Origin of the sequence: Vibrio lentus, from assembly GCF_002875945.1 — a bacterium.
GTDB classification, from domain to species: domain Bacteria; phylum Pseudomonadota; class Gammaproteobacteria; order Enterobacterales; family Vibrionaceae; genus Vibrio; species Vibrio apostichopi.
Window position 1 is genome coordinate 21,333 of sequence record NZ_MCZK01000135.1, and the last position, 13,291, is coordinate 34,623.

At 46.0% G+C, this 13,291-nt stretch carries 12 protein-coding genes; 6 read left to right on the forward strand and 6 right to left on the reverse strand.

What is annotated here, in order from left to right:
* Positions 1 to 6: 6 nt before the first annotated feature.
* Positions 7 to 1,749 (forward strand): PTS fructose transporter subunit IIBC, encoded by a 1,743-nt coding sequence (gene fruA, locus BCT49_RS15055; RefSeq protein ID WP_102436279.1) that lies wholly within the window; start codon positions 7 to 9, stop codon positions 1,747 to 1,749.
* A 121-nt stretch (positions 1,750 to 1,870) separates the two neighbouring features.
* Here the strand turns inward: fruA and BCT49_RS15060 are convergent, their stop codons facing one another.
* The 4 genes from BCT49_RS15060 to BCT49_RS15075 are packed head-to-tail and all read right to left on the reverse strand — an operon-like array spanning position 1,871 to position 8,154.
* Positions 1,871 to 2,926 carry a helix-turn-helix transcriptional regulator gene (locus BCT49_RS15060; protein WP_102436281.1) on the reverse strand — a complete coding sequence of 352 codons (1,056 nt, stop codon included), beginning with the start codon at positions 2,924 to 2,926 and terminating at the stop codon, positions 1,871 to 1,873.
* Entirely contained in the window at positions 2,923 to 6,102 is a 3,180-nt protein-coding gene (locus BCT49_RS15065; RefSeq protein WP_102436283.1) for an efflux RND transporter permease subunit, read from the reverse strand. The genes BCT49_RS15060 and BCT49_RS15065 overlap by 4 nt, the downstream gene beginning before the upstream one ends.
* The gene (locus BCT49_RS15070; RefSeq protein WP_102436285.1) at positions 6,099 to 7,277 is read right to left on the reverse strand and encodes an efflux RND transporter periplasmic adaptor subunit; all 1,179 of its coding nucleotides are present in this window, start codon (positions 7,275 to 7,277) and stop codon (positions 6,099 to 6,101) included. Before BCT49_RS15070 ends, BCT49_RS15065 begins: the two co-directional genes overlap by 4 nt.
* Complete coding sequence (locus BCT49_RS15075; RefSeq protein ID WP_099166608.1) at positions 7,267 to 8,154, reverse strand: ABC transporter six-transmembrane domain-containing protein; 888 nt, start codon at positions 8,152 to 8,154, stop codon at positions 7,267 to 7,269. Before BCT49_RS15075 ends, BCT49_RS15070 begins: the two co-directional genes overlap by 11 nt.
* 180 nt (positions 8,155 to 8,334) lie before the next feature.
* Here BCT49_RS15075 and BCT49_RS15080 point away from each other — a divergent pair, with 180 nt between their 5' ends.
* From BCT49_RS15080 to BCT49_RS25910, 5 genes are all read left to right on the forward strand, one after another.
* A complete protein-coding gene (locus BCT49_RS15080) occupies positions 8,335 to 8,952 on the forward strand; it encodes a hypothetical protein (protein ID WP_102436287.1) in 618 nt (205 codons plus the stop codon).
* A gap of 11 nt (positions 8,953 to 8,963) precedes the next feature.
* Positions 8,964 to 9,875, forward strand: a complete 912-nt coding sequence (locus BCT49_RS15085) for a sterol desaturase family protein (RefSeq protein ID WP_102436289.1) — start codon at positions 8,964 to 8,966, stop codon at positions 9,873 to 9,875.
* Positions 9,876 to 9,883: 8 nt separating this feature from the next.
* A complete protein-coding gene (locus BCT49_RS15090; RefSeq protein ID WP_102436291.1) occupies positions 9,884 to 10,558 on the forward strand; it encodes a response regulator transcription factor in 675 nt (224 codons plus the stop codon).
* Entirely contained in the window at positions 10,555 to 11,847 is a 1,293-nt protein-coding gene (locus BCT49_RS15095) for a sensor histidine kinase (protein WP_102436293.1), read from the forward strand. The genes BCT49_RS15090 and BCT49_RS15095 overlap by 4 nt, the downstream gene beginning before the upstream one ends.
* Before the next feature lie 89 nt (positions 11,848 to 11,936).
* Positions 11,937 to 12,089 carry a hypothetical protein gene (locus tag BCT49_RS25910; RefSeq protein WP_009844874.1) on the forward strand — a complete coding sequence of 51 codons (153 nt, stop codon included), beginning with the start codon at positions 11,937 to 11,939 and terminating at the stop codon, positions 12,087 to 12,089.
* A 157-nt stretch (positions 12,090 to 12,246) separates the two neighbouring features.
* Here BCT49_RS25910 and BCT49_RS15100 read toward each other — a convergent pair whose 3' ends face one another.
* Positions 12,247 to 12,570, reverse strand: coding sequence for a DOPA 4,5-dioxygenase family protein (locus BCT49_RS15100; protein WP_017085490.1), 324 nt, complete (start codon positions 12,568 to 12,570; stop codon positions 12,247 to 12,249).
* 151 nt (positions 12,571 to 12,721) lie between these two features.
* Positions 12,722 to 13,291, reverse strand: a 570-nt coding sequence (locus tag BCT49_RS15105; RefSeq protein ID WP_102436295.1) for a metal ABC transporter permease, incomplete at its 5' end; no start/stop codon positions are given.

Here is a 13,291-nt window from a genome sequence, read left to right on the forward strand (position 1 = left end):
TTTATTATGAATATTACCATTATCACAGCTTGCCCTAGTGGCGTAGCAAACAGCATCATCGCCGCAGGCTTGTTAGAGCAAGCGACAAAAGCACTGGGTTGGAACGCCGCTATTGAATGTCAATCAAGCGTGCTACCTGACTCAACCGTATCGCAAGACACTATCGACAGCAGCGACGTTGTGGTTATCGCAGCCAACACCAACGTTGATAAAGCGCGCTTTGTCGGTAAGAAAGTGTACCAAGCGGCTATCTCTGAATGCACTGCAGATGCCAAAGCATTTCTAGAGAAAGCGGTAGCAGAAGCAACAGTATTAGACGCTTCTCAAGTTGAGACTACAGTTGAAGTTACTGGTACTTCTCCAGCGACAGGCAGCAAAAAGATCGTAGCGATTACCGCTTGCCCGACTGGTGTAGCACATACCTTTATGGCAGCTGAAGCGCTTGAAGCAGAAGGCAAACGCCTAGGTCACCAAATTAAAGTGGAAACTCGTGGCTCTGTAGGTGCGAAAAACCAACTGACAGACCAAGAAATCGCAGACGCTGATCTTGTTATCATCGCAGCAGACATCGACGTTCCACTGGATCGTTTTAACGGCAAAGCGCTATACAAGACAACGACAAGTCCTGCTTTGAAGAAAACAAAGCAAGAGATGGAAAAGGCGTTCGCAGAAGCTAAACCATACCAACACACAGCATCTTCTAATTCAGCGCCTGCTGACGAGAAGAAAGGCGTGTACAAGCACCTAATGACAGGTGTATCGCACATGCTTCCAGTGGTTGTTGCAGGTGGTTTGATCATCGCACTCTCTTTCGTGTTCGGTATCGAAGCGTTTAAAGAAGAAGGCACACTAGCAGCAGCACTGATGACTATCGGTGGTGGTTCTGCATTCGCTCTAATGATCCCTGTTCTTGCTGGTTTCATTGCATTCTCAATTGCTGACCGTCCGGGTCTGGCTCCAGGTCTAATCGGCGGTATGTTGGCTAGCTCAACGGGCGCAGGTTTCCTAGGTGGTATCGCAGCGGGTTTCATTGCCGGTTACGCAGCGAAATTCATTGCCGACAAGGTTCAACTTCCACAATCCATGGAAGCCCTCAAGCCAATCCTGATCATTCCGTTTATCGCGAGCTTGTTCACTGGTTTGGTGATGGTTTACATCGTGGGTGGCCCTGTTTCTGGCGTGATGAGCGCAATGACAACTTTCCTAAACAACATGGGAACGTCTAACGCGATTCTTCTGGGTGTGATTCTAGGCGCAATGATGTGTTTCGACCTTGGTGGCCCGGTAAACAAAGCGGCTTACACATTCGGTGTTGGTCTACTGGCTTCGCAAACTTACGCACCAATGGCAGCAATCATGGCAGCAGGTATGGTTCCAGCTCTAGGTATGGGCCTTGCGACTTTCCTAGTGAAAGACAAGTTTGAAGCAGGCGAGCGTGAAGCAGGTAAAGCATCATTCGTTCTTGGCCTATGTTTCATCTCTGAAGGTGCAATCCCATTCGCAGCGAAAGATCCAATGCGTGTTATCCCAGCTTGTATGGCGGGTGGTGCACTAACTGGCGCTCTATCAATGATGTTTGGTGCTCAGCTAATGGCTCCACACGGCGGCTTGTTCGTACTACTGATTCCTGGTGCTATCTCTCCAGTGCTTATGTACCTAGTGGCGATTGCAGCAGGTACGGCAGTAACAGGCTTTGGTTACGCAGCTCTTAAAAAGATGAGCAGCGATAAAGTGACAGCAGAGGCTTAATCCCCCTACTCTGTTTAGCGGTTAAAGCTGACGAACAGAGGCTCTTGATAAAACAAAGGCTCCTCAATTGAGGAGCCTTTTTATTGGAATTATCTAGCAAACTGAAACGCTCGGTTTGGTGTTACTTTTCTAATGTCGCTAAAACGGGCAACTGGAATGAAAACGTCACACCTTCGACATCATCCGTGTCGATCTGACGAATCATCTCTACCAAATAACCTTGCACATCTAACTTCAAACCTTGTTGCTCAACCGCCTTAAACAGAGCTTCTAATGCTGTGCTGTACGCCACATCCGAAACCAGATAAACGTCGCTGCATAAGTAGTAGCCTTCAGGAATGGTCATATCGTAACGATCTTTCGCGACTTGCCAATTCCCGATTTCAGCGTCGATGTCGTCCCACTTATTATTCATTTGTTTGATCGGCGTAGTGCCCATCAAATGCGTCGACTTTTGACCATAGATTTCAAATACGGTGTCCCAATCAGGATCTTCCAACTTAAGCTTTTGCATACCGCGCTCTGGATACCAAACCAGCTCGATCGGCATAGACTTAACCAGTTCTTTCTCCATCGAAGACTGCACACCTGGGTGTGCCAATTTCTGGATAAAGTCAGCAGTCTCTCTGGGAGTCGCGTTGTAACCCATTTCTCGAATATGTTTTGCCGTGACACCGAGTTCACGCTTGAGCGCCTTACCTAATGACTGCGACGATGAAAAGCCGCAATACTGAGCTATTTCAATCACACTCCACGGCTCATCATTGATCAACAAACCGACCGCAATTTGTAATCGAACACGACTCAGATACTGACCCGGAGTTTCATTAAAGAGCTCGGTAAACTGACGATGAAAATGGTATGGCGAAATCGCACTCTCGGTTGCTATATCTTCCCACGTGCGACGCTCACCCCACTCTTCATGCATCAAGGTCAATGCATGCGTAAAGCGTTTTTGAAGATGCTCTGGCAAAGATTCGATCAATGCAATCTCAGGCACCAGTTTAAAAGCTGGCTCCAAATGCAAAGCAGGTTTGTTCTCTTTCGTCATACACTCTTTGGTCTCGGGTACATTGGCTTTAGTCATACTGTCGGCCAGCTTCGCCGAACTGGACAGTTTTATTGAGCTGGATAGCTTGGCTTCACTATCGTCTTTGTCCTTTATAAAATCAATCACGAGCGCTCTAAACTGAGTTCTTCTAATGAATCTTGTTCATGTGGTTCTTGTTCGATTAGATTTTCAACCAACGGAGGCTTGCGGCAAAACAGACCAAGCAGCACGGGAATCAAAATCAGAGTCACCGCAGTGGCAAACAATTCACCAAACACCAAAGATACTGCCGCTGGTTTCAAGTATTGCGCCTGTTCTGCAGTTTCGCTCAACAATGGTAACAATCCACACACCGTTGTAATGGTGGTCAAGAAAATCGCTCTCAAGCGGCTAGTACCCGCAATGACTAAGGCTTGCTGTAACGGTACACCTTGGCGATATTCACTATTAAAGCGCGTGATCAACACTAGCGAGTCGTTAATCACGATACCTGTCATGGCCATCATGCCGAACATCGAAAGAATGCTGATGGGTAAGTCCATCAAGTAGTGACCAAAAATCGCACCTGCAAAACCAAACGGTATCACGGCCATGATGATCAGCGGTTGCCAATAGGACTTCAAAGGCACCGCCAACAAAATGTAGATCATGATGAGCGTTAGTATCATCGCTGATTTGAAGCCGTTCGACACCTCACCTATCTCTTCAAATTCGCCGCCCGCTTTTATCGTCACGCTTGGAAACTGTAAGTGCAGAGACTCAATCGTATCTTCGAGTTGCTCACGTGTTTTCTCTGGTGATTGCAGGTCGCGGTTCTGCTTCCAATATAAGTTAATCACTTGCTCTCGGTCGCGGCGGTAAACCACTTGCGGTTCTTGCTCATGACGAAACTCGGCAATATCACCCATCATCACGCTTCCGCCATTAGGTAACATGATAATTGCCTGTTGTAGCTGAACTAAGGTTCTGCGTTCCTCTCTCGGGTATTGCAGAAGCACCTTGGTCTCTTGCCCATTCTCTAACAGGCGATGAACTTCTCTTTCGCCAAACGCTTCACCTGCTAGCTGAGCCAGTTTAGCTTGCGTTAACCCTAGCTGCTGACCATATTGATTCAATACCAAGCGAACTTGCGGTAAACCGTCCTGACCATCGTCGTAGACATCCGATACGCCTTTCAACGAAGCCAAGGTATCAGCTAGCTCCTCGCTAACTAGGGAAGCAAGCTCGCGATCATTAGAAGAGATCGTTAAGAATGTTCCACCAGCAGGCTCCTCTGCCGCGCTGAACTTAACCGAATAAGCGCCTTCGATTTGCCCTGTGTTTTCTCTCCATCGCTTCAACAATAAATTACCCGGCAGTGAGCTTAAAGATTCGTTGGTGAGCTCAGCTGTGACTTCAATCTCGCCATAGCCATCAGACCAAGCAAGCAGGTTCACAACAGGCTTTTCTTGTAATGGGTAATCGTCCATCAAGCCTTTTTCTACTTGTGTCATTGCTTGCTCAACTTGCAACAAGGCTTGGCGCTGCAAAGGCAACGGCGCGCCATCTTCCAGTTCAATAACCGCGGTGATGTAACGTCCCGGAATTTCAGGAAAAAGCGCACTTCGAATCGCACCGTTAGACCACATGCCATAAGCCAGTGAGATAACCGCCACAAACCCAAGCAGGGACGCGACTTTGTAGCCAAGTGCAAACTCCAATACTGGCTTGTAGATGTTGAGATTAAACCATTGCAACCCACCTTGAGCGGCTTTCTGAACCTTGGCGAAGATACCCGTCGATGGCTTTTTCACAGAAAGCTGAGCCAAGTGTGACGGCAAAATAAACTTGCTTTCGATAAGCGAGAATATCAGCGCAAAGATCACCACTGCTGAAAACCCTGCAAGCACTTTGGCTAGCTCGTTATTGATCCATAACATTGGAGAAAACGCAGCGATAGTCGTGAGCACACCAAACACGGTAGCCACTGATACAGAGTTAACGCCCTGCCAAGCAGCTGTCTTCCCGTTTAGATTTGAGGAGCCGTTTATACTTGAGAAACCATTGATGTTAGAAGAATAGCCGACGTTCCCCGTTCGTTTTTCATGTATCGCTTCACCTACCACAACCGCATCGTCCACCAGCACACCGAGAACCAAGATAAAGCCAAACAGAGTGATGTCGTTGATGCTGTAGTTGAACAACTGCATTGCTGCCAACGTTCCAGTAAGCGCAATTGGGATGCCCATCGCGACCCAAAAGGCGAGCCTAATTTCAAGAAAGATCCCAAGTAGAACTACGACGATCAATAAGCCTTGCCATGCATTATCACTCAAACGAAATAGCTGCTCTTCAATGTAAGGCGCCATGTCAGCCATGGTATTCAACTCAATATCCGACGGCAAAATCGCGCGTTGGGCATCGAGCGTTTCACTGATCGCTTCGCTGACTTTGAGCAGGTTGTCGGTTTGGCTCGTACTGACCAATAATGCAATGGCGTTAGAGCCGTTGTTACGCACGATAGAACCACTGTATTGGTAACCACGACTTAACTTGGCGATATCACCTAGCAGTATTTTTCCGTTGCTTCCTGAAATCACAACAAGCTGATTCAACTTCTGTAAATCATCGGCGTATCCGTCACCACGAATCACCATTCGACCTTTGTCACTGATCAGTTCACCGCTGCGAGTCTCAAGCGAACGCTGCTCAACAAGCTCTGCTAGCTCTTCTAAGCTCAACCCTAACGCTTTCAGTTGGTCAGGATCGGGTTCGATAACCAGTTGAGATATGCGAGTTCCCCAATTTGATACCTTCGAGATACGCGGATTCTTCTTCAGTGCTTGTTCAAGCTGCTTGGCGATGGGTTGCAGTTCGTCATCGGTTCTTGGCCCAGACACCACCACAAACGCCGCTAAATTGGTAAATTCGTTTCGCACAACTTGTGGCCTGTCCGCTTGTACGGGAAAACCATTAATCGCGTTGACTTGATTACGAATGTCGTCCAGAAGCTTGTCTAAATCTGTGCTGCTGGTTTTGCGGACCATGACCTGAGAAATCCCAGCACTCGACTGACTGGTGATCTGTTTGATGCCTGCAATACCGCTGATTGACTCTTCGATTCGCTGCGTAACACTCTCATCGATCTGTTGCGCCGTACCACCTGGGTAAGTAACGCTGATACTGATGGAAGACGGTGCGATTTGTGGGAACGACTCGACACGTAATTGTCCGAACGCAAGCACACCACTGATAACAATCGCCATCATCAATAAATTGGCAGCAACAGGGTTATTGATAAACCATTTGGTCATCCAACTCATTGGTTTACCTCCTCAATCTGTTCATCATCAGATTGGCTCGCGATCATGGATTCTGAACTATCGTCTTGGTAGAAGTTAGGCTCGACTTGCTTACCAATTAACATTGAAGAAAGCGGATATTGCACCACTCTGCGAACCTGTTCACTTTGCTGATTAAACCGAATATCGAGCACCCGATTACCTTGTCCAATCAAGGATACCGACTCTTTACGTAGACGATCATTGCTGTCTAACGTCCACACATACCCATCTCGTGTCATCGCACTTAAAGGCACGCTGACTACGTTATTCTTCAGCCCCAGATTAACCACAGCCTGAACCTGTTGATTTGGAAACAATCTTGGTTTGCTTTGATAAGGCGCCGCAACCGAAAGCACGACTTGTCTTTGGCGAGTGACCGAGTCAACTTGCGGAGACACATAGCGCACCTTGGCAGGCCACTGCTCCCCAGAGCGGTTCACCACAGTGATACTTGGCTCACTCAGAGCGGCTTGAACTTGTTGCCAATGCATTTCAGAAATCGGCAACTCAATATCAATCGAATCACTGGCAGCCAATTCAAAGGTCACTTGCCCTGCCTCTATCCACTCTCTCGGGCTAATATGGCGTTTCATGATCACCGCATCAAAAGGCGCGGTAATCTCTGATTCCTCCAACAATTTCTGTGCGCTCAGGTAAGCCTGTTTTGCTTGTTTCAAGTTGGCTTTCGCAGCAAGTAATTGAGGCTCTCTGCGCGCAAAAGACGAACTCGTTTTCGGATTCAGCATTTTTAACGCGACCGTTTGCTCATGCTTAGCTTGCTTCAATTCCAATTCTGCTTGTTTCAATGAACTCAATGCCTGAGCCAAGTTCGCATCAACCGCACTAGTATCTAACCTTGCTAACACATCGCCTTTGTTAACCAAATTCCCCGGCTCAACGCTTTCATCTAGCCATTTCAACTGTGCGCTACTGGACGTTTTCAACTGCACAGGCCAACGAGCAGCAGTTACACCTAATACCGTTAGCGTCGATTGATGCTGTGATGGTGTCACCTCTAACACTGAAACTGGGGCAAGGACGGCTTCTTTCTTCACTGGCTGGGTAGCTTCAGGTTCCAATTCATCAACGACAACCAACGCGATAAAGATGGCTGCGCAACCGACTAATACAGAAAGTGGCTTTTTAAATTTCATGAGGTATCTCCTTGGTAACCTGTTGAGTGGAGGTGTGATTAAGGCGCTGACTGATTTCAGTGAGACGAGAAAGGGTTTGTAGCGTGATTGGTAACATCACTGCGGTTTCAACAAACTCCAGTGAATAAGTGACGATGGAGAACACTTGACCAGCGGTCGGCTCGATAAGCTGACTCACCATCCATAAATTGCCGATGACCGCGCCAAACAACACGATAAAAATCAGCCCATAGACAACAGCTTCGGTATCAGACAACTTGATTTCACACTGTTTTAGGCGCTCAAAGTGCCAACGAAGTGCAGATAAACGAACACCACTCAATAGTTTCACTTGCTGTTCAACTTGATCGTTAAACTGGCCATTGAGTCGTGTAAATGTTCGGTGGAATACGCCGTAGATAACCAGCATCGACAACCCTGCAAACAACATGCAAAGTGCCAATGAGAAGTGAAACGTTGAGAGGATAACGACCGTCGCGACAAGCTGAACGATCGCCGTCATCAAAGTAGGCAAATCATCTTCTAGGAAATCAACCAGCTCACGAGACATGGTTAGCCGAGCGTCTTTGGTCGAAATAGATAAACCGCGCAAGTTACGCTCAACAAGGTTTGCCAGTTTTACGCGAATAGCACCATACACACGGGTATCGTAAAAACGACGAACGACACTGATGATCACCAGTACAAAAAGAATCAGTGCCAACATCATCAAAGGCTGAAAGCTTTGGTTTAGCACTCCGTCTATGGCGTAACCAATAAACAGTGGCAGCAGAATAAGCATCACGTTTTCAGCCAATACCATTAACCAAGTCGCAGCGACCTTTAATGGATTAAGCCGAATAATCGTCAGCAGAGAGATGGGATATTTAAATAGCATTATTGAGCCCATAAATGAATATGGCGCCAGTATTACCAATCCGACATAGAAAAAAGTGTCCCAAATTGCTGTATTAACAAATTAGACGACAGACTCGCTTAGTCACTAGCTCGGTTACCTTTTGTTTACCTCAGCTCCTTTACTGTCCTTAATAAGAAAAATGAACAACAAGGAAAGAGCATGAAATTATTCGCTTCACTACTCACGACAGTCGGTATTACTGGTGTTGTCTGGGGGCTATTACATATTCAGCCTGCGATTGCGGATGCATCGACAGAGCAGCCAATAACTGAGCTATCAACGAACAAGTCCTCAAAGAATCAGTCATCAATAAGTAAGTCGCTAACAAATAAGCCCGTAGAGGTAAAACCACAAGCAACCGCAAACACGACTTACCTGCAAGGTTTAAGTAAGACGATTTCTTTAGAAGACGTGCCAAACCTATGGGTGGATTTCTATCAGAGCCTCGAAGTTAATGACAAAGAGAGCGCACAACAACAAGTCATTGTGATCTATCAAGACATCAGCTTAGATTTCAGCGAAGCCACAATCACGATTGGCTTCCCGACTCAGCAATCAAAATTAAATAAAAACAAACCCTTAATTAAAGTTCCAAGTAAAGCCAAAGGCACCCTTCTACTAGGTAAAGGCGAACATACTGAACAGGAACTAGCACAAGCTTGGGAAGGTATCGCGATTTTAAAAGAAGTGGATATGGTCATAGAGCATCACCAGCTGAATCAGCATGGGTTGCCAGATTCTAGTGAGTTATATGTCTATTATAAGAACAACCAGTAAAGGATTTAGTTATGGATTTCACTATGAATAGCATTGGGGATTTTCTCTCTCAAACATTCACAGAAACGAGCATCATCCTTACCGAAACTTGGGTAGATGACAACTTTCTACTGCTTGCTCTGGCTCTGTTTATCTTTGAGCTTATCCGCTATGCCTTTAAGAAAAAGCTAAGCTGGAATATGTTGGGAGACAGCGCGACTAACTTAGTCACCTTGTTCTTCTTGTTGGTTACCGTTTTCTTTGTCGGGTTAGCCTATGTGGGCGCGTTTGTTTACGCTTACGAGAATTTCAGTCTGACTCAATTGCCAATATCTGGTTGGACAATTCTTGGTTGCTTGATCTTGGCCGATCTCGCGTATTACTGGGAACACCGATTCTTGCACAGCAACGGCTTAGCATGGGGAACGCACTCGGTTCACCATAGCTCGCCTTACTTTAATATCTCAGTTGCTTACAGGTTTGGGCCGTTAGATTGGTTCTTCCCATTCTTCTTTCACTTGCCGTTAATTCTGCTTGGCTTTAACCCATTTGTCGTGCTGATGTGTGAAACCTTTGTGCAGCTTTATCAAACGCTATTGCACACCGAAACAGTTAAGCGCCTGCCCCGCCCTGTTGAAGCGGTGTTTAATACGCCTTCACACCACAGAGTGCATCACGCGACCAACAAACAATATCTTGATAAGAACTACGCTGGGATCTTTATCATTTGGGATCGTATGTTCGGCACCTTCGCCAAAGAAGAGGAAGAAGTCAGATATGGCGTGTTCCCGAGAATCAACTCTGTGAACCCATTTAAGGTATATTTCCACGGCTACGTTAAACTGTGCCAACAATTATGGCACGCGCCAAATTGGAACTACCGATTACAGCTTCTTATTCAGCCACCGATTTGGGCTTGGAAAAGAGAACGAGAAACAAAGTAAGGACACTTATGAGTATTAACGCCCTGTTGATTGAAGACGACAGCGACTTGGCAGAAGCCATTGCAGACTATATGGAGCTCGACGGTTTCGAATTCGATTTTGCTTACAATGGCAGTGCTGGGCTCAATCTTGCGTTAGAGGGGCGTTATGACATCATCTTAACGGACATCAACATGCCTAAAATGGATGGGCTTGATGTCTGCCAATCTCTTAGGAAGCAAGGCGTGACCACTCCAATTCTCATTCTGACAGCAAGAGACACGTTAGAAGACAAGATCGCGGGGTTCGAGGTCGGTTCGGATGATTATCTAGTGAAGCCTTTTGCGATGGAAGAGCTCAAAGTACGACTGATGGCGCTGATACGTCGCTCTCAAGGTTCGGTGACGTCTCTGTCTGTGGCAGGTCTCAAACTGGACTTAGACAAGCACCAAGCTGTTAGAGACGGCAAGCTATTGAAGCTCTCTCCGGTATGTTGGCGAATGCTTGTGATGTTAGTGCGAAACAGCCCTAACGTGGTGAGCAAAGCCAAGCTTGAAGAAGCATGGGAAGATGAAATGCCAAGTTCGGATAGCATGAAAGCGCATTTGTTTAAGCTTCGACAAGTGGTTGATGCGCCCTTTGACTCAAAGCTAATCCACACGGTTCATGGTATTGGTGTTGTCTTGCATGAGGAGCCATCATGAAACACGTGAACATGAATCGAGTTAGTATTAAGCGCGACATCTACCTCTATCTGTTTGGCATCGTCGTGCTACTGACTGCCATCTACAGTTTGATGGTTTCACAGAGCTACCACATTGGCCTTAATGAATCGGCAAAATATGGATTCTTGTATGAATTGGAAGTCGCAGAGCAACGTTACATCGAAACCGGGCAATTACCTGACTATCAAAACCCGACATTCCAAGCCTTTCTAAGCTATTCGGAACTGCCCACTAAGTTTCAACAAGCCTTTGATTGGAATACGTTTGATAACGACGCTATTTATGATCATTACCAGCCTTCACCTAACAATGAGTCTGGGCAATACCTCTATGCCGCCAAACATCAAGTTTCCGGTAAAGACGAAGCCTTGTACATCATTTCTGAGTACGATGAAGCCATCTACTTGAATCTATTCGAGCTGAACCCACCCGATTCCGTGAACCAAATTAACAATGCCTTCATTGCCATCGGCGCCCTTCTACTCTTAGTGTTTTTGATCATTCGCCTTTTGATACACAGAGTCACCAAACCGATTATTACGCTATCAAAATGGTCTGAATCTCTGGATGTAGACAACACTGAAGGGCTAACTCAGTTTCGGTATAAAGAAATCGACCAACTAGCATCGCAGCTAGTTAAAAGCGTTCAAGGCGAACGACAGGCCAATGAGCGCGAGAGCTTTTTCTTAAGAGCAGCAAGCCACGAACTAAGAACACCAATTGCCACCATTTCAGCCAGTGGCGATATGCTAGTCCGGTTGTCTGAAAGTATTCCTAACAGTGGTCAACGAGCGGTAGCAAGAATCCAACGTTCAGCCACCAGCATGAAAGCCTTGGTTACGACTCTGCTGTGGATGAGTCGTAATAACGAGATGGAAACCAACTATGAGCAAATTAAGCTGACTTCTCTGCTCAATAACATTATCGAAAGCCAACGTTATCTTTTAAAAAACAAAGAAGTGGATATTCAAACCAAGGTTAAACAAGAAGAACATACCCTGCCCCGCGAATTAACTGAGGTTGTGCTCACCAACTTGGTCCGAAATGCATTCCAACATGGTGGCAGCGGAGATATCAGCATCACACTGGCAGAACATCAATTTGAGGTAATCAACCGTTTGGAAGATCAAAACCTAGCAAACGACTCTGAACAACAAACCTCTTTTGGTATCGGCCTAGAGCTCATTGAGCGCGTTTGTCAGAACCAAGGTTGGCAGTTTACTCATGAAACCAACAACAATGAGTTCATCGTTAAAGTCATGCTGTAGCGATTTGCCCAAAATGGTTATTTGATGGTGACCAAAAGTTTACCCTTGCTTGGTTATGCTAGTCGCACAATCTAGTTAGGAGTAATGTTATGGGCACTTGGATTTTAGAAACACTGTTATGGGCTGTGGTAACCGTGGCAGTTTGTGTCGCGATTTGGGGTCTTTACTTACCTAATATATTAATCGCATTAGGCGTGTCGGTAGCGGTATCGCTGTTACTGGGAAATAGCTGGAGAAGCTAGGATTTAGGCAAGAAGACAATGAGCAAAACGAGGTGTGCACCGACACACCCGACAGCACCTAAATTACAAAGTTACTAAGTTACTAAGTTACTAAGTTACTAAGTTACTAAGTTACTAAGTACAAATATTAGGTACAAACTGTCGGGCGCGAATTAAATTAGCTACTTAGTGTCTCTTCAAACACACCGAGCTCACGACCAAGCCAAGTCGCACGTACTGTGTGGTCTAGCGTTTCTTCACCGCCTGTTACTGGGTGAATCAGCACCGACATGTCGCCGCGCTCTTGTTCAAGCCACTCAACAATACCTGACTCTTTGTTCGCAAAGTGAATCTCAAACATCGGCATCTTATGCGGACCAACCAAACGCTGTATTAATGGGAAAGTCTCTAACACATCTTTACGCTCTGATAGAATTTTCTGGCGCAGTGTTTCTGCTTGCTCTGCAAAGCGCAGAGGGAAATAGATATGACCGTGGTACATGGCACCATCCTTTAGAATTATGATGTCGCAAGTTTATACCTAAACCGCCTTTAATAGCTAAATCTAAATATAATATGCCAGCGCTATCGGTTCTAAAAAATACTCCATGCCCACGTTCAAATTCGCAATCACTACCAAGTAAAACCTACAGCTAACAGCAAGTTTTAGTCGAACTAGTCATGCACTTACGTCTAATCAACTGGGACACAATATTAAAGATTAGCCCCGCTAAAAACAGCGTGATGACAATACTTGCACCACTCGGTAAATCGTAATAAGCCGATACCGCTAGACCACACAAAATACCGACCGTGCCAATCCCAATACTCGCGATGAAAAAACGGAATCCTTTTAATGTTGCAGCACACAATGCAGGAATAACCAACAAAGCAAACTCCAAATAGATTCCCGTTAATTTCACGGTAATCGGCATCAAGATAGCGAATATCAGATAAAAGCCACTGCCTTGCATAAATTCGGGCTTAACGCTAATCAACACCAACATAGCGGTCGTGATTATTGCCAATGGCCATACATCAGCCCAGGTAGACCACAACAGCTGCCCATTTAGAATGCCTTGAATAAAATCGGCGCCATGAGGATCTTTGCTGACCAGTAGAATCGCCAGCGAAGCAGACACCACAAACAAACTGCCTATCATTGGTTCTAGGTGTTCTTTGTAACGCTTTTCCATTAGCGCGATGGCTCTTCTCCGCTTAGA